We start from the raw sequence: 21,942 nt of genomic DNA on the forward strand, positions 1-21,942 counted from the left end.
GTCAGCGCTCCCGGGTCGCGTCGCCCCGGCCCTCCACCGATTCCAGGGCGCGGACCAGCAGGTCGTGCGCCTGTTCCAGGCGCGCTGCGACGGCGTCTATTTCGGCGTCCTCCAACCCACCCGATTCAATATCCGGCAGGTCGGCCAGCAGCGCCGCGATGTCGGTGCGGATCTGCTCGGGATCGGTACTCATATCGCTGATCACGCTAGCCGATGCGGTCAGGACAGCAGCGACCAGCGTTGGAGAGCGGTGCGTGCCGTGTCGTCACCGGCCCGCACCCGCACGCCGCCCTCGCCCTGCCATACCGCGTGCGCGGCGGCCCGCACGACGCTCAGCGGGTCACCGTCCTCGGCGCCGGTGGCATGCACGGTGACCGTCGAGCCGTCGGTGTCCACACGCCAGGCCGGGTGGGCGCCGATCCGCAGCGTCGCGGCGTCGGCGTTCAGGGAACGCAGGTCTTCGGCGAGGTAGTCCGGCCGGCTCCCGACGGGGGCGTGCACCATGTCCGCGGCGTTGTTCACCCCGGTCAGCACCATCAGGCTGGGCAGCCCCGCGGCGTTGGCGCCCTCGATGTCGGTGTCCAACCGATCGCCGATCACCAGCGGAGTCCGGAATTCCCCACGCGCCAGCGCATCGTTCATCAGTGTGGGCGCCGGCTTGCCGGCGACCTGGGGCTCGCTGTCGGTGGCGGTCCGCAGCGCGGCGACCATCGAACCGTTGCCCGGCAGCAGGCCCCGTTCGGAGGGCAGGGTGCGGTCGACGTTGGCGGCGACCCACAGCGCCCCGGCCCGGATCGCCAGCGCCGCCTCGGACAGATCCGGCCAGCCGGTCTGCGGTGAGTGACCCTGCACGACGGCGACGGGCTCGGCGTCGAACGTACGCACCGGCTTCAGGCCGACCGCCTCGATCTCGGCTGCCAGCGAATCGGTACCGACGATGAGGACGGTGGCGCCGGCGGGCAGCTGGCCGGCCAGCAGCCGGGCAGCGCTCTGCGCGCTGGTGACGACGTCCTCGGGTGCGGCCGCGAAGCCGAGTTCCTGAAGGTGGGTCGCGACCTCGGCCGCCGAACGGGACGCGTTGTTGGTGACGTAGAGGGCGCGGGCCTGCACCCCCGCCAGGCTTTCCACCGCACCGGTGGTGGGTTCGTGGCCGCGGAAGACGGTGCCGTCGAGATCCAGGAGCAGGCAATCATGCTCCTGTGCCAGCGTCCCCATCTCAGGTCAGCTCGGCGACGCGCTCTTCGGCGTCGGTGACGCCCTCGACGTCGACGGCGGCGGCGTTGAGGAAGGCCTGCACGGCCTCGTCGGACCGCCCGAGCGCGAGCAGGGTCTCCGCGTAGGCGTAGAACAGCCGGGCACTGGTCGACCCGAGGCGCGTGGTGTCCAGCGGTGGGCTGGACAGCACCGCCAGGGCCTGTTCGTGCTGCCCGAGGTCGGAGCGGGCGCCGGCGACGACGATGCGCAGTTCGTCGGCATCGTCGCCGGTGAGCTGCTGGGCCTCTTCACTGCGGGCCAGTTCGATGGCTCGCTCGGGGCGTCCGACACCGCGTTCACAGTCCGCGATCAACGGAAGCAGCGCGGACTTGCTGCCCATCCGGCGGGCGGCGCGCAGTTCGGCGAGCGCCTGGGCCCAGTCCCCGCAGTAGTAGGCGGCGATGCCGACGGCCTCGCGGACCGCGGCGATGCGCCCGGACCGGGCGCGAGCGGCGCGGGCATGCTCCAGCGCGGCGGCCGGGTCGTCTTCGAGGAGTTCACCCGCGGCGACCAGATGGCGGGCCACCACGTCGGCGGTGGATTTGTCCAGGGTGATCAGTTCACTGCGGATCTCCGGAGAGAGCTGCTTGGCCTCGATCTCCGGGGGGATCGGCGGGCCGGTGGAGATGGTCTCGCGGCCGCCGCGGAAGTCTCGACGAGGCCCGTCCGGGCTCGATGACCACGGGGGTTTCGGCCGGTCCCGCCCGCCGCGTCGTGCGTACCCGCCGCCGCCACCGGAGCGCGGGCCGTCGCCCGCCGGCCGGCCTGGCCGCCGCTCGCCGCTGCCGCCTTGTCTGTCCTCGGCCACAGTTGCCTTCCTGATCGTTCAAACGCGTTCTGCAAAGGATAGCCGGGAGCCGACACATCTCGACAGTTGCGCGAATATGACCATTGTTCACCTTGGAATGGGTGCCGAAAAGAATGGTCGTGTAAATCCATTTGAATGCACAAATGCCGCGGCCCTCCAAACTGGGTTTGGAGGGCCGCGGGCTTAATGTGTGTTCGGCGGTGTCCTACTTTTCCACCCTTTTGGGTAGTATCATCGGCGCTGGCAGGCTTAGCTTCCGGGTTCGGGATGGGACCGGGCGTTTCCCTGCCGCTATGGCCGCCGTAACTTTATTCACCCGTTTCTGGGCGTCCCTCACCGATGGTGGGGGAAGTGTGTTTTGGTGGTGGAGTGTGTCAACCATTGCTGGTTGATGTGTCCGAGTGTGGTGTGGTTGCGGGCGTTGTTTGAATGCGTCTTTTTTTCTTACACGTGTTTTATCTGCTACCCACGCGTGGTGGGTGTGTGTAAGTTTTCGGCCGGTTAGTGCCAGTTCCCTAAACCTATTGCTAGGTGTACAGGTCTGGTCTATCGATCCCGTGGTCTGCGGGGGGCCTTATCCCACTTAATGGGTGAGAAGCCTGGTCTTGGAGAAGGTTTCCCGCTTAGATGCTTTCAGCGGTTATCCTGTCCGAACGTGGCTATCCAGCCGTGCCCCTGGTGGGACAACTGGTGGACCAGAGGTTCGTCCGTCCCGGTCCTCTCGTACTAGGGACAGGTTTCCTCAAGCTTCTGACGCGCGCGGCGGATAGAGACCGAACTGTCTCACGACGTTCTAAACCCAGCTCGCGTGCCGCTTTAATGGGCGAACAGCCCAACCCTTGGGACCTGCTCCAGCCCCAGGATGCGACGAGCCGACATCGAGGTGCCAAACCATCCCGTCGATATGGACTCTTGGGGAAGATCAGCCTGTTATCCCCGGGGTACCTTTTATCCGTTGAGCGACACCCCTTCCACTCAGAGGTGCCGGATCACTAGTCCCGACTTTCGTCCCTGCTCGACATGTATGTCTCGCAGTCAAGCTCCCTTGTGCACTTACACTCAACACCTGATTGCCGTCCAGGTTGAGGGAACCTTTGGGCGCCTCCGTTACATTTTAGGAGGCAACCGCCCCAGTTAAACTACCCACCAGGCACTGTCCCTGAACCGGATATACGGTTCGAAGTTAGAGGCCCAATACGATCAGAGTGGTATTTCAACAATGACTCCACACACACTGGCGTGCATGCTTCACAGTCTCCCACCTATCCTACACAAACCGTATCGAGCACCAATACCAAGTTGTAGTGAAGGTCCCGGGGTCTTTTCGTCCTGCCGCGCGTAACGAGCATCTTTACTCGTAGTGCAATTTCGCCGAGTCTATGGTTGAGACAGTTGAGAAGTCGTTACGCCATTCGTGCAGGTCGGAACTTACCCGACAAGGAATTTCGCTACCTTAGGATGGTTATAGTTACCACCGCCGTTTACTGGGGCTTAAATTCTCTGCTTCACCCCGAAGGATTAACAGGTCCTCTTAACCTTCCAGCACCGGGCAGGCGTCAGTCCGTATACATCGTCTTGCGACTTCGCACGGACCTGTGTTTTTAGTAAACAGTCGCTTCTCACTGGTTTGTGCCACCCCCCACCGCTGCCGGCCGCAAGGGCCATGACAGTAGGAGGTCCCCCTTCTCCCGAAGTTACGGGGGCATTTTGCCGAGTTCCTTAACCATAGTTATCTCGTACGCCTTAGTATTCTCTACCTGACCACCTGTGTTGGTTTGGGGTACGGGCCGTGTGTGAGCTCGCTAGAGGCTTTTCTCGGCAGCATAGGATCACCGAATTCGCCTCAATCGGCTATGCATCACCTCTCAGGATATATGTCAGACGGATTTACCTATCTGACTCCCTACAGGCTTACCCCGGTATTACCACTGACCGGTACGGCTACCTTCCTGCGTCACCCCATCGCTTGACTACTACCAGAGAAGGTCCCGCGCAGCCGGCGACTTTCCGCTCCCGAAGGATTGGATAGGCCACCTTTGGGCGGTTAGTACCTCTGATTCATCATGGGCGCGCACACACGGGTACGGGAATATCAACCCGTTGTCCATCGACTACGCCTGTCGGCCTCGCCTTAGGTCCCGACTCACCCTGGGCGGACTGGCCTGCCCCAGGAACCCTTGGTCTTTCGGCGGGCAAGGTTCTCACTTGCCTTATCGCTACTCATGCCTGCATTCTCACTCCCACACCCTCCACAACTGGATCACTCCGCTGCTTCACTGGATGCAGGACGCTCCCCTACCCATCGAAAACAAGTTTCGATGCCGCGGCTTCGGCGGTGTGCTTGAGCCCCGCTACATTATCGGCGCACAATCACTTGACCAGTGAGCTATTACGCACTCTTTCAAGGGTGGCTGCTTCTAAGCCAACCTCCTGGTTGTCTTCGCGACTGCACATCCTTTTCCACTTAGCACACGCTTAGGGGCCTTAGCCGGCGATCTGGGCTGTTTCCCTCTCGACGCACGGAGCTTATCCCCCGCCGTCTCACTGCCACGCTTTCACTTACCGGCATTCGGAGTTTGGCTGACGTCAGTAACCTTGTGAGGCCCATCGGCCATCCAGTAGCTCTACCTCCGGCAAGAAACACGCAACGCTGCACCTAAATGCATTTCGGGGAGAACCAGCTATCACGGAGTTTGATTGGCCTTTCACCCCTACCCACAACTCATCCCCTCAGTCTTCAACCTAAGTGGGTTCGGGCCTCCACAACATCTTACTGCTGCTTCACCCTGGCCATGGGTAGATCACTCCGCTTCGGGTCCAGAACACACCACTACACCAACCCCTCTGGATTGGATACGCCCTATTCAGACTCGCTTTCGCTGCGGCTACCCCACACGGGTTAACCTTGCGACATGTCCCTGACTCGCAGGCTCATTCTTCAAAAGGCACGCCATCACCCCACGACAAGTCGAGGGCTCTGACGGATTGTAGGCACACGGTTTCAGGTACTATTTCACTCCCCTCCCGGGGTACTTTTCACCATTCCCTCACGGTACTAATCCGCTATCGGTCATTGGGAAGTATTCAGGCTTACCGGGTGGTCCCGGCAGATTCACAGCAGATTTCACGGGCCCGCTGCTACTCGGGGACAGTCTCACAACAGAGTTCATGTTTTCACGTACCGGGCTCTCACCGTCTACGGCAGGCCATCCCAAGACCACTTCCGCTAACACAAACTTTTTTTACTGTTGCCCTCATCGGCGGATGAGAGAAGAAACGCCCCACAACCCCGCACACACAACCCCCGCCGGGTATCACATGCATACGGTTTAGCCATCCTCCGCTTTCGCTCGCCACTACTCACGGAATCACTTTTGTTTTCTCTTCCTACGGGTACTGAGATGTTTCACTTCCCCGCGTTCCCCCCTGCACCCTATATATTCAGATGCAGGTAACACGACATCACTCGTGCTGGGTTTCCCCATTCGGACATCCTCGGATCAACGCTCGGTTGGCAGCTCCCCGAGGCTTATCGCAGCCTCCTACGTCCTTCATCGGCTCCCAATGCCAAGGCATCCACCATGCGCCCTTAAACACTTACAACACAGATAAAACCAAATAGAAGAAAAAATTGCACATCAAACACACACAACAAAAACCCGGGCTCCCGAAGGAAACCCAGACTCCTCTTGCGTGCTAGATGCCAACAGACACCGTCCGAACCAGAATCGCTTCCGGGACTCGCGGCCGGCAACCAGGACTCCAACGAGTCCGGCACCGCAGGGCCTGTTGTCTCAAAGCCCAATAGTGTGTCTGGCAGTTTCTCAAAGTTTGTTGTGCACCAGACCCCCACCCACTACAGGTGTGAGGCCATCCAACGAATCGCCTGAGTCACCGAACTCCCACACGATGTGGGCGGGCAACAGGTCTCGTGGTGCTCCTTAGAAAGGAGGTGATCCAGCCGCACCTTCCGGTACGGCTACCTTGTTACGACTTCGTCCCAATCGCCGATCCCACCTTCGACGGCTCCCTCCCACAAGGGGTTAGGCCACCGGCTTCGGGTGTTACCGACTTTCATGACGTGACGGGCGGTGTGTACAAGGCCCGGGAACGTATTCACCGCAGCGTTGCTGATCTGCGATTACTAGCGACTCCGACTTCACGGGGTCGAGTTGCAGACCCCGATCCGAACTGAGACCGGCTTTGAAAGGATTCGCTCCACCTCACGGCATCGCAGCCCTTTGTACCGGCCATTGTAGCATGTGTGAAGCCCTGGACATAAGGGGCATGATGACTTGACGTCATCCCCACCTTCCTCCGAGTTGACCCCGGCAGTCTCCTACGAGTCCCCGGCATAACCCGCTGGCAACATAGGACAAGGGTTGCGCTCGTTGCGGGACTTAACCCAACATCTCACGACACGAGCTGACGACAGCCATGCACCACCTGCACACAGGCCACAAGGGAACTGATATCTCTACCAGCGTCCTGTGCATGTCAAACCCAGGTAAGGTTCTTCGCGTTGCATCGAATTAATCCACATGCTCCGCCGCTTGTGCGGGCCCCCGTCAATTTCTTTGAGTTTTAGCCTTGCGGCCGTACTCCCCAGGCGGGGTACTTAATGCGTTAGCTACGGCACGGATCCCAAGGAAGGAAACCCACACCTAGTACCCACCGTTTACGGCGTGGACTACCAGGGTATCTAATCCTGTTCGCTCCCCACGCTTTCGCTCCTCAGCGTCAGTTACTGCCCAGAGACCCGCCTTCGCCACCGGTGTTCCTCCTGATATCTGCGCATTCCACCGCTACACCAGGAATTCCAGTCTCCCCTGCAGTACTCAAGTCTGCCCGTATCGCCCGCACGCCCACAGTTAAGCTGTGAGTTTTCACGAACAACGCGACAAACCACCTACGAGCTCTTTACGCCCAGTAATTCCGGACAACGCTCGGACCCTACGTATTACCGCGGCTGCTGGCACGTAGTTGGCCGGTCCTTCTTCTGCACATACCGTCACTTGCGCTTCGTCTGTGCTGAAAGAGGTTTACAACCCGAAGGCCGTCATCCCTCACGCGGCGTCGCTGCATCAGGCTTGCGCCCATTGTGCAATATTCCCCACTGCTGCCTCCCGTAGGAGTCTGGGCCGTATCTCAGTCCCAGTGTGGCCGGTCACCCTCTCAGGCCGGCTACCCGTCGTCGCCTTGGTAGGCCATTACCCCACCAACAAGCTGATAGGCCGCGGGCTCATCCCACACCGCAAAAGCTTTCCACCACACCCCATGAAGAGCGCGGTCATATTCGGTATTAGACCCAGTTTCCCAGGCTTATCCCAAAGTGCGGGGCAGATCACCCACGTGTTACTCACCCGTTCGCCACTCGAGTACCCCGAAGGGCCTTTCCGTTCGACTTGCATGTGTTAAGCACGCCGCCAGCGTTCGTCCTGAGCCAGAATCAAACTCTCCAAACAAAAACAACCCATCCAAAGACAGGTGAATTCGAATCAGAAAAATTCGATCAAACAAAAGACACCAAAACTGGCATCAAAAAAACAACCATCCCATGTGACAGGAAGACGGGGAGTCCCCCACCAAGATGGCCAAAAACAACAAACAAAAACCACCAAACACACTATTGAGTTCTCAAACAACACGCCCGATTTTACTGCGCACTGGTTACCCGGCGATTAAGCCGCGTAGGTCCTGCAGGCAGTGAGATAAACCCACCTTAATGGGTTTCCCTCTCGGATTTGTCTTCGCTCTCCGGCTCTTGTCCGTGTCGCTCTGACTTGCAATAAGTTACGGCAGGGCTAACGGGGAGTCAAATCCGCAGGTCAGCGAGGCGTTCCCGCAGGTCAGCGCGCTGACATCAGGACGACTCAGCGGTCCCACGCGCCACTCCGGCAATGTGCCGCTTGCCACGTCGCAACACGAGCCATTGATCGTGGAGAAAGTCCGATTCCTGTGGTACCCACTCGTCGCTTTCGATACGCACGTTGTTCACGTACGCGCCGCCCTCGCCGACCGTGCGCCGCGCCTCCCCCTTGCTCTTGCACAGCCCGGTGGACACCAGCAGGTCGGTGATCGCGGTGGCGCCACCCGGCGTCAGCGTCGCGACCTGGCCATTACTGGCCTCCCGCAATGCCGCGGCCAGCGTCGGTTCATCGAGGCCGGCCAACTCTCCCCTGCCGAACAGCGCCTGACTGGCCAGTTCGACGGCATCGGTGGCGGCCTGCCCGTGCACCAGCGTGGTGAGTTCCCGGGCCAGCGTGCGCTGGGCCGCTCGCTCGTGCGGGCGCGACTCGGTGGCCTCGGCCAGCGCGTCGATCTCTTCGCGGGTCAGGAAGGTGAACCACTTCAGGTACCCGAGGACATCGGCGTCCGCGGTGTTGAAGAAGTACTGGTACCAGGCATACGGGCTGGTCAGTTCGGGATCGAGCCAGATGTTGCCGCCGCCGGTCGACTTACCGAACTTCTTGCCTTCGGAGTCGGTGACCAGCGGTGTCGTCATTGCGTGCACCACCGCGCCGCGCTTCTGGCGCACCAACCGCACGCCGGCCACGATGTTGCCCCACTGGTCGGATCCGCCGACCTGCAATCCGCAGCCGTAGCGCTCGTGCAACTGCACGTAGTCGTTGGCCTGAAGGAGCATGTAGCTGAACTCGGTATAGGAGATGCCGTCACCCTCGAGCCGGCGACGCACCGTGTCGCGATCCAGCATGACGTTGACGGAGAAGTATTTGCCCACGTCACGCAGGAATTCGATGGCCGACAGCTCGCCGGTCCAGGTCAGGTTGTTCTCGACGATGGCGCCGGTCGGCGAGCCGTCGAACTGGACGAACCGTTCCAGCTGACCGCGGATCCGCCCCGCCCATTCGGCCACCGTGTCGGCGGTCTGCATGGTGCGCTCACCGCTGTCGCGGGGATCGCCGATCATCCCGGTGGCGCCGCCGGCCAGCACGATCGGACGATGTCCGGCCTGTTGGAAGCGGCGCAGCGTCAGCAGCGGGACCAGGTGGCCGGCGTGCAGGCTGGGCGCTGTGGGGTCGAACCCGGAATAGACCGTGAGCGGTCCGTTGGCGAGCGCGTCGGCCAGCGCGTCCCGGTCGGTTGACTGCGCGATCAGGCCGCGCCACTCCAGCTCGTCGAGAATGTCAGTGCTCACGGCTCAATCTTCGCGCACTAGTCACTGGCGCCGGGTGCCGGTGCCCGGGGGCTGCGCCGGTACGCCGACACCTCGGACCGGCCCGGCGTCCAGAACCGCCACTCGCGGTCGGCGGCGGTGCTCACCCCCACCCGGGGCCCGGCGAGCGACGGATTCTGTGGCCGCAGCTCGAGACGGACCGGAGAGTCCGGGTCGAGAAGGTCAATACCGTTGTCGTCCATGGTGATTCCGAGTGCCGAACACAGGTTTCCCGGACCGCGGGCCAACGCCCGTCCCGCCGGTGTGACCCCGCGGCGCATCCTGGCCACCGGCTCACCGTCCTCGATGACAGCCGCCCGCAGCAACACCGCGGCCGCGACACCGTCCGGGCCGCAGGCCACGTTGGCGCAGACGTGGATGCCGTGACTGCGGTAGGTGTACATCCGCCCGGCCGGCCCGAACATCACGGTATTGCGCAGTCGTGGCCCGCGAAACGAGTGGGAGGCCGGATCCGGCCACGGCCCGTCGGGCGGACCGCCGTAGGCCTCGACCTCGACGATGGTGGCGCTGACCTCGCGTCCGTGCAGCTGCGCACCGAGGAGCCGACGGGCCGCGGCCACCGGGTCGATCGACAGCTGCTGTGCGCCCACGGATCCGATTGTGCCTGCTCCCTTGACACCACCCGCGCCGCGGCGGACATTCGACATATGAGGAGTTCATCAGATGATGAATTACGGCACGCCGGCTCCGAACCCGCGGTCCAGATCGAGAATCTGCACGTCATCCGGGGTAAACGCACCGCGCTCGACGGCGTCTCGGTACGCATCCCGCAGGGTGCGATCACCGGCCTGCTCGGCCCGTCGGGCTGCGGCAAGACCACACTGATGCGGTCCATCGTCGGTACCCAGATCATCGCGTCGGGCACCGTCACCGTGCTGGGCCTGCCGGCCGGCAGCGCGGCACTGCGCCGCCGGGTCGGGTACGTCACCCAGGAACCGACCGTCTATCCGGACCTGCGGGTCATCGACAATGCGCGCTACTTCGCGTCGTTGTACGGCACCGACCGCCAGGCCGCCGAGGACGCGGTCACCGCGGTGGGTCTCGACGACCACCGGACAGCACTGTGCGCCAACCTGTCCGGCGGCGAACGCACCCGGCTGTCGCTGGCCTGCGCACTGGTGTCCCATCCCGACCTGCTGGTGCTCGACGAGCCCACCGTCGGGCTGGACCCGGTGCTGCGGGTCGACCTGTGGGAGCAGTTCGGACGGCTCGCCCGCAGCGGAACCACGCTGCTGGTCTCCAGCCATGTCATGGACGAGGCCGACCACTGCCGCGACCTGTTGCTCATGCGGGAGGGCCGGCTGCTCAGCCACACCACTGGAGCCCGACTGCGAGAGGACACCGGATGTCCATCACTGGAGGAAGCGTTCCTGTCCGTCATCAGGCGCAGCACCGCGGCCTGAGCCGTCCCGGCCGGCCGGGACCGTCGCCCTACCTGGCGACCACGGCCCGCATCCTGCGTCAACTGGCGGCCGATCACCGCAGCGTGGCGATGATCCTGGTCGTCCCGACCCTGATCATCACGCTGATGTACTACATGTTCGCCGATCTACCCAGCCGACCCGGCGCACCGTCACCGTTCAACAACGCCTGCCTGATCATGCTCGGCGTCTTCCCGCTGATCGTGATGTTCCTGATCACCTCGATCACCATGCAGCGGGAACGGGTGTCGGGCACGCTGGAGCGGATCCTGACCACGCCGCTGCGCCGATTCGACCTGCTGGCCGCCTACGGGACGGCGTTCTCCATCGCCGCGGCCGTCCAGGCCACCCTGGCCTGCGTCGTGGCGTTCTGGTTACTGGGTCTGCGCACCGCGGGCAGCCCGGCGCTGGTGATCGTCATCGCCATCGTCAACGCGGTGCTCGGGGTCGGGCTGGGTCTGCTGTGCAGCGCATTCGCCCGCACCGAATTCCAGGCCGTGCAGTTCATGCCGGTGGTGATCGCTCCGCAACTGTTGTTGTGCGGGATCATCGTCCCACGCGACGCGTTGCCCGACTGGCTGCAGTGGATCAGCAACGCGCTGCCGGCCAGCTACGCGCTGGAGGCGTTACAGCAGGTCGGGGAGCACGCCGAGCTCACCGGCATCGCGGTGCGCGACATCGCGGTGGTGATCGGATTCGCGGTGGTCGCGCTGGGACTTGCTGCGGCGACCCTGCGCAGAAGGACGCCGTGACCCAGCGCAAGCGCCCCGGACGCCCGCCGGGCAACTCCGGGGCCCGCGATCGGATTCTGCACAGCGCCCGGGAGCTGTTCTCCCGCAACGGTTTCGACAAGACATCGATCCGTGCCATCGCCGCGGACGCGGGCATCGACGGCGCTCTGGTGCACCACTACTACGGCACCAAACAACAACTCTTCGCGGCCGCGATCGAGATCCCGATCGACCCCATGCGGGTGATTACACCACTGCGGGAGACCCCGGTCGATCAGATAGGCACGGTCCTGCCGTCAATCCTGTTGCCGCTGTGGGATTCCGAACTCGGCAAGGGTTTCATCGCGACGTTGCGGTCGCTGCTGACCGGTGCCGATGTGAGTCTGGTCCGGTCGTTCCTGCAGGAGATCATCACCGCCGAGCTCGGAGCCCGGGTGGACGATCCACCGGGCTCGGGCGCAATGCGGGTGCAGTTCGTGGCATCCCAGCTGGTGGGTGTGGTGATGGTGCGCTACATCCTGGAACTACAGCCGTTCGCCGGGCTCGCACCCGAGGTCGTCGCCGAGACGATCGCGCCGAATCTGCAGCGCTATCTCACCGGGGATCTGCCTGCGCTGAGCTGAGCAGCCGGTCGTGCTCGGCATCATCGGTGACGGCCACCGCCTCGTCGACCAACAGCACCGGGATCCCGTCGACGATCGGATAGGCACGGCGCAACCGGGGGTTGTACAGGCATTCACCCGCAACGTAGACCAGCGGCCCGCGGTCCTCCGGGCACACCAGGATGTCGAGCAGCTTGGCGTCCAGTGTCATCCGCTCAGCGACCGGGCATTCCGAAGATCGAGTCACCCTGCATCGGGTTGCCCGGCCCCCATCCGCCGGGACCCATCTGCTGGCCCGGGCTGGTGGCCGGTCCCATCGGACCCTGCTGCGGCGGCGCCTGGCTCGACATCTGGGCCAGCGTGCGGCGCTGGTAGGACAGGGTGGCCTGCAACGCCTCGATCAGCGGGCCCTGGTTGGGCCGGCGGTTGAGACCGTCGAGCAACGCCTGGGAATTGGCCGCCGACGGGCGGACACCGCGCTGGCGCAGGGTCATCACCTGCTCGATCAGTTTGGAGATCTGGCCGCCGCCGCGGCCGGTCTGGTACTGGTCGGAGATCATCACCAGCACCTGATCGGGCGACACCCGCTGGGGCTGGGGCTGGTCCTGGGCGGCGTTCGTCGTCGGCTCCGCAGTGGCCGTCGGCGCGAGGCCGAGGCCCGCGGCTGCGGCGATGCCCACCAGGGCACCGGCCGCCCAGCGGCGCAGGGAAATGCCGGTGGGGGCGTTCTCCGTCGTCATCTCAACCTCTCATTGCCGTCCCGGGGAGCCTAACAGTGCGCCCGCCGGCGGGCATCACGGCCGATTGCCCAAAATTTCAGCGCGCACAGCCGCCGTCATGCGCCTGTACTGCTTGGTATCGGCGTCCAGGTACCAGGCGTTACGGGAGGACTTCGGGATACCCGCGGCCCGCAGCGGTGCGATCTCCGGACGATACGACGCACCGAGAGTCATGGTCGGGGCGACGTAGACGATCGCCGGGCCGATCCCGACCGGCAGACCCGCCAACGCCTCGTTGAGCTCCGCGCTGGGCAGGCTGCCGCCGGGCCGCAGGGTGACCGCCGTGACGACCAGCGGCTCGCCCTGCACATCCAGGCTGTAGGTCACCGCCAGATCGACCGCACCGGCCCGGCTGACCGCGTCGTTGACGGCCGCGGTGAACACCGGTCCGTCGGGCGTCCGGATCACCGAGCTGCGGTTGTCGACGAGCCAGAAGTCGCCGTCTTCGTCGCGGCGGAACAGCTGATCGGTGGACACCCAGGTGTCCGCGGGCGCGAACACACCCCGCTTCACCGACGCGGTCGGGTCCACCGGACCGCGCGGGCGGGCCAGCAGCACGCCCACCTCCCCCGTTTCGGCGCGGCGCACGAAACCGTTCTCGTCCTCCAGGATCAGATCGTCGTCGATGTCATAGGCCGCGAGTTCGACGTGCGGACCGCCGGGGACCGGCCGGCCCTTGCTGCCGACCTTGGCACCCGCGACGTTCGACAGGACGGCCTGACCGTCGGTGGTGGCGAAGAACTCGACCACCCGGGCCGGCGCGAAGACCTCGATGACCCGGCGCCACAGCCCCGTCGGCATACCGGCGCCGATGAACAGACGCACCGAGTGGGTGCCCGACACCGTGAACGAAGGATCGTCGATGACCTCCCGGAGCATTGCCCAGGTGTAGGACACCACCGTCACCCCGTACTGGCGGATCTCGTGCAGGAAGCGGTCGGGCTCCAGACCCCGGGACAGCGCGATGCGGGCTCCGCCGACGACCGCGCCGCCGAGGCTCACCAGCAGCCCGGACGGATGGTGCAGCGGGGTCAGGCAGTACACGGTGTCGCGGTTACCGAGGTTGGCCGCCGAGGCGGTGCCCAGCGCGGACAGCGCCCACCGGTAGTTGGTGATCTGGCGGGCCACGAGTTCGCCGTTGATGGTCGCGAAGGCGACGTAGGCGAGGTCGCGGGCGAAGCCCGGGTTCGGCCGGTACCAACCGGGAAGGTCGACCCGGTCGGGATCGATCTGCTCCATGTCCACCACCGGCGCGGCGTCGCCGGCGTCGTCGGGGAGGTGCAGCTCGCGGGACTCGCCGCCGCCGAGCACCAGGACCCGGCGGCCGAGGGCCCGGGCGGCGTCGAGGTTGGCCGGGTCGGCGATGATCTCGACGACCCCGCCGAGGCGGGCGGCCTGGGCCAGGTCGGCGTCCGGCGGCATCAGCACCGCCACGGCGCCGAGGCGCGACAGGGCGGCGATCGCCACCAGCGCGCTCGGTCGGGTCTGCATCAGCACGCCGACCCGGACCCCTTGTCGCACACCGACTTCGATGAGCCCCCGCACCACGTTGTTGACGCGCCGGTCCACCGCCTCATAGGTGTGCACGCGGCCGTCGAACAGCAGGAACTCACCGTGGGGGTGGCTCTCGGCCTGCTCGGTCATCACGCGTCCGAGCGAGATCCGGGTGTGGTCGTTGATCTGCCCGAGGCGGGCCAGCCGCGGCAGCGTGCGGGCCGTCTCCACGATCAGCGTGCGGGCCGACTTGTTGGTGGCCAGCACCGCGTCGGCGGCCGAACGGGCCAGGTCGAATGCCATTTCCGAGGCGGCCACCGCGCCGTGGGCCACCCGGGAGGTGAGCGCCACGCCGCCGTCGGCGGACTCGGCAGCCTGGTCGACCATCGGCACCACGTCCTCGGGCAACGGTGCCTGGCCGTTGCGCCACTTGATCCAGGACGCCACCGTCGGCCAGGTCTGGGTCGCCGCCTTCGATCCGACGACCAGTCCGAAATGCCCGGCCCGGATCAGGTATTCGTAGGTGTCCGCCTCCGGCGCCGCGGCCCGGATGCCCCGTACCGAGGCCGGCTGGCCGATGTCGTCGACCTCACCGATGACGGCGAGCACCGGGCAGGTGATGTCGGCGAGGGTGACGAGGTCCCCGCGGATGGAGAACCCACCCGACATCATCCGGTTGTGCGCGATGAACTGCTTGAGCAATTCCGAGATCGCCGGGCCCGACCAGGCGATCCACCCTTCGGAGTCCAGGAAGCGGCGCTGCTGTTCACGCGGCAGCAGCGCATCCCGGTCGTGCAGCTGGCGCAGGAAGTCCAGTCGCGCCTGCGCCGTCTTGAGCGGGTCGAGCATCTGGAAACCGGTGCGCGCCAACCAACCCGGGATGTCGATACGGGAGAACACGTGGTCGGCCATGAAGTTGGCGGCGACCGCGCCGACGTTCGGTGGGATACCCATCGGCATGGCGGCCAGGGTGTCGACCGGAGATCCGAACGCGACGATGCTGGCCAGGTCCTTGGACCGCCGGAAGGCCGCGGTCTGGTAGCAGAACATGCCGCCCTGGGAGTAGCCGGCGAGGTGCACGTCGCAACCGGTGACCGCCTTGACGGTGTCGATCGCCTCGCTGAGTGCCACCACGTGATCGGCGAGGTTGCGCTGCATGCCGCCCTCGACCTCATCCGGTGACCCGAAATCGATCACCCAGGGGTCCAGGCCTGCGGCGTGCAGGATGCCCACGGCGCCGTCCTCGCGGGTGACGTCCCACATGTCGGCCGACATCATCATCGGGTGCACCATCAACACCGGCGGCCCGGGGGCGACCGAACCGGGCCGGGTGTCGGGCGGGAAGTACCGGCGCAGCCGGTACATCGGCACGCTCTCGATGATCTGAAACGGTGAGGGGACCGCACCCGTCTCCAGACCGCCGTACCGCAGAACCTCGATTCCGTTCTGCGCGGTGGCCAATAATCGGCTCACCGGTCCGGTGATCGACGAGAAATCCGCCAACGCGCTCCCCTGCCTACGAGACTCCAGATCCCCGATTGCCCCGACATCATGGCACAGCGTTGCTGGTCGGCCGCTGCGAACGCACGCGGCGGCCCCGCCTAGCCTGGTGGGGACATGGCGCATCTTCTCGGGGCCGAAGCCCTTCATCTCCAATACCCGACCAAAGTTGTTTTCGATTCGGTCTCGCTCGGCGTGAACGAGGGTGACCGCATCGGCATCGTCGGCCGCAACGGCGACGGAAAGTCCAGTCTGCTCGCGATGCTGGCCGGACGGCTCACTCCCGACTCGGGACGGGTGACCGTGCGCGGTGGGGTCCGCGTCGGCGTCCTCGACCAGGCCGACACCCTCGACCCCGACGACACCGTCGGCCACGCGGTGGTCGGCGACGTGCCCGAACACGTGTGGGCGGGTGATCCCCGCGGACGTGACGTCATCGCCGGGTTGCTCGGCGGCCTGGACTGGGACGCGGTGGTCGGCACCCTGTCCGGCGGGCAGCGCCGCCGTGTCGCGCTGGCCCGCCTGCTGGCCGACGACCACGACGTCCTGGCCCTCGATGAGCCGACCAACCACCTCGACGTGGAGGCCATCACCTGGCTGGCCGAGCACCTCAAGCGCCGGTGGTCGCCGTCGGCGGGCGGACTGCTGGTGATCACCCACGACCGCTGGTTCCTCGACGAGGTGTGCACCGTGACCTGGGAGGTGCACGACCGCATCGTCGAACCGTTCGACGGCGGGTACGCCGCCTACATCCTGCAGCGGGTGGAACGCGACCGGCAGGCCGCGGCCAGCGAGGCCCGCCGGCAGAACCTCGCCCGCAAGGAACTGGCCTGGTTGCGCCGCGGCGCGCCGGCACGCACCTCGAAACCGAAGTTCCGGATCGACGCCGCCAACGCGCTGATCGCCGACGTGCCCGAGATCCGGGACAAGGTGGCGCTGCAGTCGCTGGCGGTGACCCGGCTGGGCAAGCAGGTCGTCGACCTGCTCGACGTGTCGGTGCGTTACGGCGACCGCGAGGTGCTGCACGACGTGGAATGGCGGATCGCGCCGGGCGAGCGCACCGGCATTCTGGGCGTCAACGGCGCCGGTAAGTCGACGCTGCTCGGGCTGATCGACGGTTCGGTGCAGCCGAGCGAGGGCCGGGTGAAACACGGCAAGACGGTGCAGATCGCCACGCTCACCCAGGGCGTCGACGCGCTGTCGGACCATCTCGACGAACCCGTGCGGGTGGTACTGAGCAGGCTGGCCACCACCTACACCTTCGGGACGGGCTCCAAGGCCCAGGAACTCACGCCCGGCCAGCTGCTCGAACGCCTCGGCTTCGTCAGCGCGCAGCTGTCCACCCCGGTCAAGGATCTGTCCGGCGGGCAGTTGCGCCGCCTGCAACTACTGCTGATCCTGCTCGGGCAGCCCAATGTGCTCATCCTGGACGAACCGACCAACGACCTGGACACCGACATGCTGGCCGCGATGGAGGATCTGCTGGACTCCTGGCCGGGCACCCTGATCGTGGTCAGCCACGACCGGTACTTCCTGGAGCGGGTCACCGATCAGCAGTTCGGGATTCTGGGCGGCCGGTTGCGCCATCTGCCCGGCGGGGTCGACGAGTACCTGCGGCTGCGGGCCGCGCACGCCGAGCAGACCGGGGCCGCGCCCGCCGGCGCCCCGGCGGCCGACGAGTCGACCGGGTTGTCCGGGGCCGAGCTGCGGGCCGCGCAGAAGGAGGTCGCGGCCCTGGAGCGGCGGTTGGAGAAACTGCAGGCCCAGATCGACGCGTCCCGGACCGCGCTGGCCGATCACGACCAGTCCGACTTCGAGGGGCTGGCCACCAAGGTGGCCGCCATCCGGGCGATGGAGGACGAGGTCGTCGACGTCGAGGGCCGGTGGTTCGAGCTGAGCGAGCAGATCGGCTAGATCTGCGACACCGGTTCCACGATGAGACGGTGGTCCCCTCCTGCGAGAAGGTCCCGCGTCAACCGCCTGACACCCGGCGCAGGAACGCCACCTGATCGGCGCACACGGCGCGTCGGAGGTCTTCGGAGTAGAAGTCGAAGTGGCCCGCCGGGTACTCACGCAACTCACCGCGCGGCGCCCGGTGAGCCAGTTCCGCGGCGTTCTGTGGCGTCGCCTCGGCATCCTCGGTGCCGATGCACACCAGCACCGGACAGGTCACCAGATGCGCGACATCGCCTGGGCGGTAACGCATCATCTCGATGAGGCCGCGCGGGGCGGCCTGATTGCGCCAGGTGGCGCTGTCCATCCCGGCGATCGCGTTCTGGACATCGGGGCCGGTCATCACGGCGAGCTCCCCCGGCGCTCCCACGGCCGGGATGTAGCGCGGCGGCCACCGCAGCTTGGCGCGCCCTGCGTCCTCGGCCATCACCGCGAGCAGGCGCAGCGTGGACCACGCCGAGCGCCCCTGCACCCGGCGCGGGAATCCGTTGAACGGGATCTGGGAGATGACGGCCGCGACCCGGTGATCGCGGGCCGCCGCCACGACCACGTGGCCGCCGCCCAGCGAGGTTCCCCACAACACGATGCGGGCCGGGTCGACGTTAGGCAGGCTGCGTGCACGCTCGACCGCGGCCGCGATATCGGCGAGTTGCCCCTCGATGCTGACCACCTGCCGGGGTTCGCCGTCGCTCTCCCCGAAGCTGCGGTAGTCGAACGTGACGGCGTGATAGCCGGCGGCCGCGACATCGGCGGCGGTGGCGGTCAGCGCCGGGGTGTCCTGGGTGCCACCGAATCCGGTGCACAGCACCACACATGGGGCCGGCTGGGCACCCGCACTGCGCAGATAGCCGATACAGCGCACACCGTCCGAGCTGAACTCGACCCGCTGCGCCATACCCCAGGCTAACGCCGCAACCGGTTCCGCAGTTCCTCGGTGCTGTTGCGGACGACGTTGAGCTGCTTGGCCACCTGCACCGGCGCGGTGCCCCCGCGGGCGTCCCGGGAGTTCACCGAGCCGTAGACGGTCAGGACGTCGCGGACCGCCGGGGTGAGTTCGGTATGGATGCCGGCGAACTCGGCATCGGTCAGGTCCTCAAGGCCGACGCCGCGCTCCTCGGCGGCGCGCACGGCCGCACCGGCGGCCTCATGCGCCATCCGGAACGGCACCCCGCGGCGCACCAGCCATTCGGCCACGTCGGTGGCCAGCGTGTAGCCCTGTGGCGCCAACTCGGCCATCCGGTCGGTGTCGAAGGTCAGGGTGCCGACCAGCCCGGCCATCGCCGGCAGCAGCAGCTCCAGCTGTGCCACCGAATCGAAGACGGGTTCCTTGTCTTCCTGCAGATCCCGGTTGTAGGCCAGCGGCTGGGCCTTCAGGGTGGCCAGCAGCCCGGTCAGGTTGCCGATCAGCCGGCCGGACTTGCCGCGTGCGAGCTCGGCGATGTCCGGGTTCTTCTTCTGCGGCATGATCGAACTGCCGGTCGACCATGCGTCGTGCAGAGTGGCGTATCCGAATTCGGTTGTGCTCCAAAGGATGATGTCCTCGGACAATCGGGACAGGTCGACCCCGATCATGGCCAGCACGAAGGCCGCCTCGGCGGCGAAGTCACGCGCCGCGGTGGCATCCACCGAGTTGTCGGCGGCCGCGGCGAACCCCAGCTCGGCCGCGATGGCGTCCGGGTCCAGCCCCAACGAGGAACCCGCCAGCGCCCCGGAACCGTATGGGGACACCGCCGCGCGCTTGTCGAAGTCCACCAGCCGGTCCACATCGCGCAGCAGCGGGTGGGCGTGCGCGAGCAGGTGATGGGCCAGCAGGATCGGCTGCGCGGACTGCAGGTGCGTCTTACCCGGCAGGATCGCCGTCGGGTGCGCCGCGGCCTGGGTGGCCAGCGCGTCGACCACGGCCAGCGCGCCGTCGGCGACCCGGCGCACGGCGTCGCGCAGCCACATCCGGAACAGGGTGGCCACCTGATCGTTGCGGGACCGTCCGGCCCGCAACCGTCCACCCAGTTCGGGTCCGACCCGGTCGATCAGGCCGCGCTCGAGTGCGCCGTGCACGTCCTCGTCGGTGGGCAACGGGCCGAAACTGCCGTCGGCCACGTCGGAGCCCAGGCTGTCCAGGCCGGCCAGCAGACCGTCGCGCTGCTCGTCGGTGAGCAGCCCGGCGCGGTGCAGCACCCGGGCGTGCGCCTTGGATGCGGTGACGTCGTAGGGCGCGAGCACCCAGTCGAAGTGGGTCGACTTGCTCAGTGCCGCAAGGGCGTCGGAGGGGCCGTCGGCGAACCGGCCACCCCACAGCGAGCCTTCGTTGGTGGTGCTCATCAGCATTCCTTTCCGCGAGCGTGCGCGAACTTCGGTCTGGGAGCGGCGTGTTGCCTGCAGACACGCACGCTCGCGGAGAGGGTCAGAGTCCCAGGTCGCGCTTGGCCGAGATCTTCGAGGACAGTCCGTGCACGTGCACGAAACCCTTCGCCGAGGACTGGTCGAAGCTGTCACCCTCGTCGTAGGTGGCCAGGTTGAAGTCGTACAGCGACTCCGCGCTGCGGCGGCCGTTGACGGCGATGTGCCCGCCGTGCAGCACCAGCCGGATCTCTCCGGACACGTGCTCCTGGGTGTGCGCCACGAACGCCTCCAGGGCGCGCTTGAGCGGCGAGTACCACAGGCCGTCGTAGACCAGCTCGCCCCACTTGCGGTCGGTGCCGCGCTTGTAGCGGCCGAGTTCGCGCTCCAGGGTGACGTGCTCGAGCTCGGTGTGCGCGGTGATCAGCACCATGGCGCCGGGGGCCTCGTAGATCTCGCGGCTCTTGATGCCGACGAGCCGGTCCTCGACCACGTCGAGGCGGCCCACACCCTGCGCTCCGGCACGGCGGTTGAGCTCCTCGATGGCCTGCAGCACGGTGACCGACCGGCCGTCGATGGAGACCGGCACACCCTTGTCGAAACCGACGATGACCTCATCGGGAGTGCTCCAGTTGAGCGTCGGATCCTCGGTGTACTCGTAGACATCCTTGGTCGGCGCGTTCCAAAGGTGCTCCAGGAAGCCGGTTTCCACCGCGCGGCCCCACACGTTCTGGTCGATCGAGAACGGCGAGCGCTTGGTGACGTTGATCGGGATGTCGTTCTCCTCGGCGAAGGCGATGGCCTTCTCCCGGGTCCAGGCGTAGTCGCGGACGGGGGCGAGCACCTGCAGATCGGGGGCCAGCGAGGCGAAGCCGACCTCGAACCGGACCTGGTCGTTGCCCTTGCCGGTGCAGCCGTGCGCGACGGTGCCACCGCCGTGCTCGCGGGCGGCCTTCACCAGGTGCTTGACGATCAACGGACGGCTGATCGCCGACACCAGCGGGTACCGGTCCATGTAGAGCGCATTGGACTGGATGGTGGGCAGGCAGTATTCCTCGGCGAACTCGTCGCGGGCGTCCACCACGACGGCCTCGACGGCGCCGCAGTCCAGGGCACGTTGGCGCACGACCTCCATGTCCTCACCACCCTGGCCCAGATCGATGGCCACGGCGACGACCTCACGGCCGGTCTCCTTGCCGATCCAGCTGATGGCCACCGAGGTGTCCAGACCGCCGGAATACGCCAGGATGACGCGTTCGGACATGAAAGATCTCCCTTTTCTAGAACTGCTTATTTCAAGTTTTCGAACATTGCGGCGAGCTCTGCCCCGGTCATCGGCTCACGCGCTATGACAAAGATGGTGTCATCACCGGCAATGGTGCCGACAACCTGGGGTAACACCGCCCGGTCGATGCCGCTGGCCAGGTAGTGCGCCGCACCCGGCGGGGTGCGCAGCACCGCCATGTTCGCGCTGGCGTCGGTGGACACCAGCAGTTCGCCGAGCAGCCTGGTCAGCCGCTCGGTACCCCCGGACACCCCGCGCACCGGGCTGCCGTCCTCGGGGACGATGTACACCCCGACACCGCCGTCGGCGCCGCGCAACTTCACCGCACCGAGCTCCTCCAGATCCCTCGACAGAGTGGCCTGGGTGACCTCGATGCCCTCGGCGGCCAGCAGAGCCGCCAGCTCCGTCTGGCTGCTGACGGCGTGAGCGGACAACAGGGCGATGATGCGGGCCTGGCGTCCGGCGCGGGTAGCGGTCGTCATGCGTGATCCGCCTCCGGCTTCTCACTGGCGGTCATGCGTGATCCGCCTCCGGCTTCTCACTGGCGGTCATGCGTGATCCGCCTCCGGCTTCTCACTGG

General features: G+C 66.1%; 16 protein-coding genes and 3 rRNA genes. 4 read left to right on the forward strand and 15 right to left on the reverse strand.

The genetic code is table 11. The features are described 5' to 3' along the window. Position 1 precedes the first annotated feature (1 nt). The 8 genes from K0O62_RS16985 to K0O62_RS17020 all read right to left on the reverse strand — a co-directional run bounded on the left by K0O62_RS16985 (position 2) and on the right by K0O62_RS17020 (position 9,850). Positions 2 to 193, reverse strand: coding sequence for a hypothetical protein (locus K0O62_RS16985; protein WP_073858267.1), 192 nt, complete (start codon positions 191 to 193; stop codon positions 2 to 4). Between the two features lie 26 nt (positions 194 to 219). Further along, positions 220 to 1,215 carry an HAD-IIA family hydrolase gene (locus K0O62_RS16990; RefSeq protein ID WP_073858246.1) on the reverse strand — a complete coding sequence of 332 codons (996 nt, stop codon included), beginning with the start codon at positions 1,213 to 1,215 and terminating at the stop codon, positions 220 to 222. Between the two features lies 1 nt (position 1,216). Beyond that, the gene (locus tag K0O62_RS16995) at positions 1,217 to 2,062 is read right to left on the reverse strand and encodes a tetratricopeptide repeat protein (protein WP_073858247.1); all 846 of its coding nucleotides are present in this window, start codon (positions 2,060 to 2,062) and stop codon (positions 1,217 to 1,219) included. Between the two features lie 192 nt (positions 2,063 to 2,254). Then, a 5S ribosomal RNA gene (gene rrf, locus K0O62_RS17000) occupies positions 2,255 to 2,367 on the reverse strand. 176 nt (positions 2,368 to 2,543) lie between these two features. Beyond that, positions 2,544 to 5,665 (reverse strand): 23S ribosomal RNA (locus tag K0O62_RS17005). A 342-nt stretch (positions 5,666 to 6,007) separates the two neighbouring features. Further along, positions 6,008 to 7,527 (reverse strand): 16S ribosomal RNA (locus K0O62_RS17010). Together the 16S, 23S and 5S rRNA genes form the textbook arrangement of a ribosomal RNA operon. 398 nt (positions 7,528 to 7,925) lie before the next feature. Beyond that, positions 7,926 to 9,221 carry a tyrosine--tRNA ligase gene (tyrS, locus tag K0O62_RS17015; protein WP_073859323.1) on the reverse strand — a complete coding sequence of 432 codons (1,296 nt, stop codon included), beginning with the start codon at positions 9,219 to 9,221 and terminating at the stop codon, positions 7,926 to 7,928. A 17-nt stretch (positions 9,222 to 9,238) separates the two neighbouring features. Then, positions 9,239 to 9,850 carry a DNA-3-methyladenine glycosylase gene (locus K0O62_RS17020; RefSeq protein WP_234800291.1) on the reverse strand — a complete coding sequence of 204 codons (612 nt, stop codon included), beginning with the start codon at positions 9,848 to 9,850 and terminating at the stop codon, positions 9,239 to 9,241. A 57-nt stretch (positions 9,851 to 9,907) separates the two neighbouring features. On the opposite strand from K0O62_RS17020, the gene K0O62_RS17025 reads away from it, so the two are divergent. Genes K0O62_RS17025 through K0O62_RS17035 form a run of 3 tightly spaced genes read left to right on the forward strand, consistent with a single transcriptional unit; the run spans position 9,908 to position 12,035 of the window. Then, complete coding sequence (locus K0O62_RS17025) at positions 9,908 to 10,663, forward strand: ABC transporter ATP-binding protein (RefSeq protein WP_073859325.1); 756 nt, start codon at positions 9,908 to 9,910, stop codon at positions 10,661 to 10,663. After that, positions 10,606 to 11,433 (forward strand): ABC transporter permease, encoded by an 828-nt coding sequence (locus K0O62_RS17030; protein ID WP_073859326.1) that lies wholly within the window; start codon positions 10,606 to 10,608, stop codon positions 11,431 to 11,433. Before K0O62_RS17025 ends, K0O62_RS17030 begins: the two co-directional genes overlap by 58 nt. Next, complete coding sequence (locus K0O62_RS17035; RefSeq protein WP_073859327.1) at positions 11,430 to 12,035, forward strand: TetR/AcrR family transcriptional regulator; 606 nt, start codon at positions 11,430 to 11,432, stop codon at positions 12,033 to 12,035. Before K0O62_RS17030 ends, K0O62_RS17035 begins: the two co-directional genes overlap by 4 nt. Here the strand turns inward: K0O62_RS17035 and K0O62_RS17040 are convergent. The 3 genes from K0O62_RS17040 to K0O62_RS17050 are packed head-to-tail and all read right to left on the reverse strand — an operon-like array spanning position 12,007 to position 15,790. Continuing rightward, the gene (locus K0O62_RS17040) at positions 12,007 to 12,225 is read right to left on the reverse strand and encodes a Trm112 family protein (protein ID WP_073859328.1); all 219 of its coding nucleotides are present in this window, start codon (positions 12,223 to 12,225) and stop codon (positions 12,007 to 12,009) included. The two genes, K0O62_RS17035 and K0O62_RS17040, sit on opposite strands and share 29 nt — an antisense overlap. A 4-nt stretch (positions 12,226 to 12,229) precedes the next feature. After that, positions 12,230 to 12,754, reverse strand: coding sequence for a hypothetical protein (locus K0O62_RS17045; protein ID WP_073859329.1), 525 nt, complete (start codon positions 12,752 to 12,754; stop codon positions 12,230 to 12,232). Positions 12,755 to 12,808: 54 nt separating this feature from the next. Next, positions 12,809 to 15,790 carry an acyl-CoA synthetase gene (locus K0O62_RS17050; RefSeq protein WP_073859330.1) on the reverse strand — a complete coding sequence of 994 codons (2,982 nt, stop codon included), beginning with the start codon at positions 15,788 to 15,790 and terminating at the stop codon, positions 12,809 to 12,811. A 114-nt stretch (positions 15,791 to 15,904) separates the two neighbouring features. Between K0O62_RS17050 and K0O62_RS17055 the strand changes: the two genes are divergently transcribed. Continuing rightward, positions 15,905 to 17,701, forward strand: coding sequence for an ABC-F family ATP-binding cassette domain-containing protein (locus K0O62_RS17055; RefSeq protein ID WP_073859331.1), 1,797 nt, complete (start codon positions 15,905 to 15,907; stop codon positions 17,699 to 17,701). A 58-nt stretch (positions 17,702 to 17,759) separates the two neighbouring features. On the opposite strand, the gene K0O62_RS17060 is transcribed toward K0O62_RS17055, so the two are convergent. The 4 genes from K0O62_RS17060 to K0O62_RS17075 form a co-directional block, all read right to left on the reverse strand. Further along, the gene (locus K0O62_RS17060) at positions 17,760 to 18,635 is read right to left on the reverse strand and encodes an alpha/beta hydrolase (protein WP_073859332.1); all 876 of its coding nucleotides are present in this window, start codon (positions 18,633 to 18,635) and stop codon (positions 17,760 to 17,762) included. An 8-nt stretch (positions 18,636 to 18,643) separates the two neighbouring features. Further along, positions 18,644 to 20,059, reverse strand: coding sequence for an argininosuccinate lyase (gene argH, locus K0O62_RS17065; RefSeq protein ID WP_073859380.1), 1,416 nt, complete (start codon positions 20,057 to 20,059; stop codon positions 18,644 to 18,646). Positions 20,060 to 20,141: 82 nt separating this feature from the next. After that, on the reverse strand, positions 20,142 to 21,341 hold the full coding sequence (locus K0O62_RS17070; RefSeq protein WP_073859333.1) for an argininosuccinate synthase: 1,200 nt from the start codon (positions 21,339 to 21,341) through the stop codon (positions 20,142 to 20,144). 26 nt (positions 21,342 to 21,367) lie between these two features. Beyond that, a complete protein-coding gene (locus K0O62_RS17075) occupies positions 21,368 to 21,844 on the reverse strand; it encodes an arginine repressor (protein WP_073859334.1) in 477 nt (158 codons plus the stop codon). Between the last annotated feature and the right edge of the window lie 98 nt (positions 21,845 to 21,942).

It is taken from the genome of Mycolicibacterium diernhoferi, from assembly GCF_019456655.1.
Taxonomy (GTDB): Bacteria; Actinomycetota; Actinomycetes; order Mycobacteriales; family Mycobacteriaceae; genus Mycobacterium; species Mycobacterium diernhoferi.

Excerpts from the sequence above, each read along its gene's own strand:
- K0O62_RS17070 (WP_073859333.1), bottom strand. The coding sequence starts at position 21,341 with ATGTCCGAACGCGTCATCCTGGCGTATTCCGGCGGTCTGGACACCTCG.
- K0O62_RS16985 (WP_073858267.1), bottom strand. The coding sequence starts at position 193 with ATGAGTACCGATCCCGAGCAGATCCGCACCGACATCGCGGCGCTGCTG.
- K0O62_RS17025 (WP_073859325.1), top strand. The coding sequence starts at position 9,908 with ATGAGGAGTTCATCAGATGATGAATTACGGCACGCCGGCTCCGAACCC.
- K0O62_RS16990 (WP_073858246.1), bottom strand. The coding sequence starts at position 1,215 with ATGGGGACGCTGGCACAGGAGCATGATTGCCTGCTCCTGGATCTCGAC.
- argH (WP_073859380.1), bottom strand. The coding sequence starts at position 20,059 with ATGAGCACCACCAACGAAGGCTCGCTGTGGGGTGGCCGGTTCGCCGAC.
- K0O62_RS17040 (WP_073859328.1), bottom strand. The coding sequence starts at position 12,225 with ATGACACTGGACGCCAAGCTGCTCGACATCCTGGTGTGCCCGGAGGAC.
- K0O62_RS17055 (WP_073859331.1), top strand. The coding sequence starts at position 15,905 with ATGGCGCATCTTCTCGGGGCCGAAGCCCTTCATCTCCAATACCCGACC.
- K0O62_RS17060 (WP_073859332.1), bottom strand. The coding sequence starts at position 18,635 with ATGGCGCAGCGGGTCGAGTTCAGCTCGGACGGTGTGCGCTGTATCGGC.
- K0O62_RS17045 (WP_073859329.1), bottom strand. The coding sequence starts at position 12,754 with ATGACGACGGAGAACGCCCCCACCGGCATTTCCCTGCGCCGCTGGGCG.
- K0O62_RS17075 (WP_073859334.1), bottom strand. The coding sequence starts at position 21,844 with ATGACGACCGCTACCCGCGCCGGACGCCAGGCCCGCATCATCGCCCTG.
- K0O62_RS17030 (WP_073859326.1), top strand. The coding sequence starts at position 10,606 with ATGTCCATCACTGGAGGAAGCGTTCCTGTCCGTCATCAGGCGCAGCAC.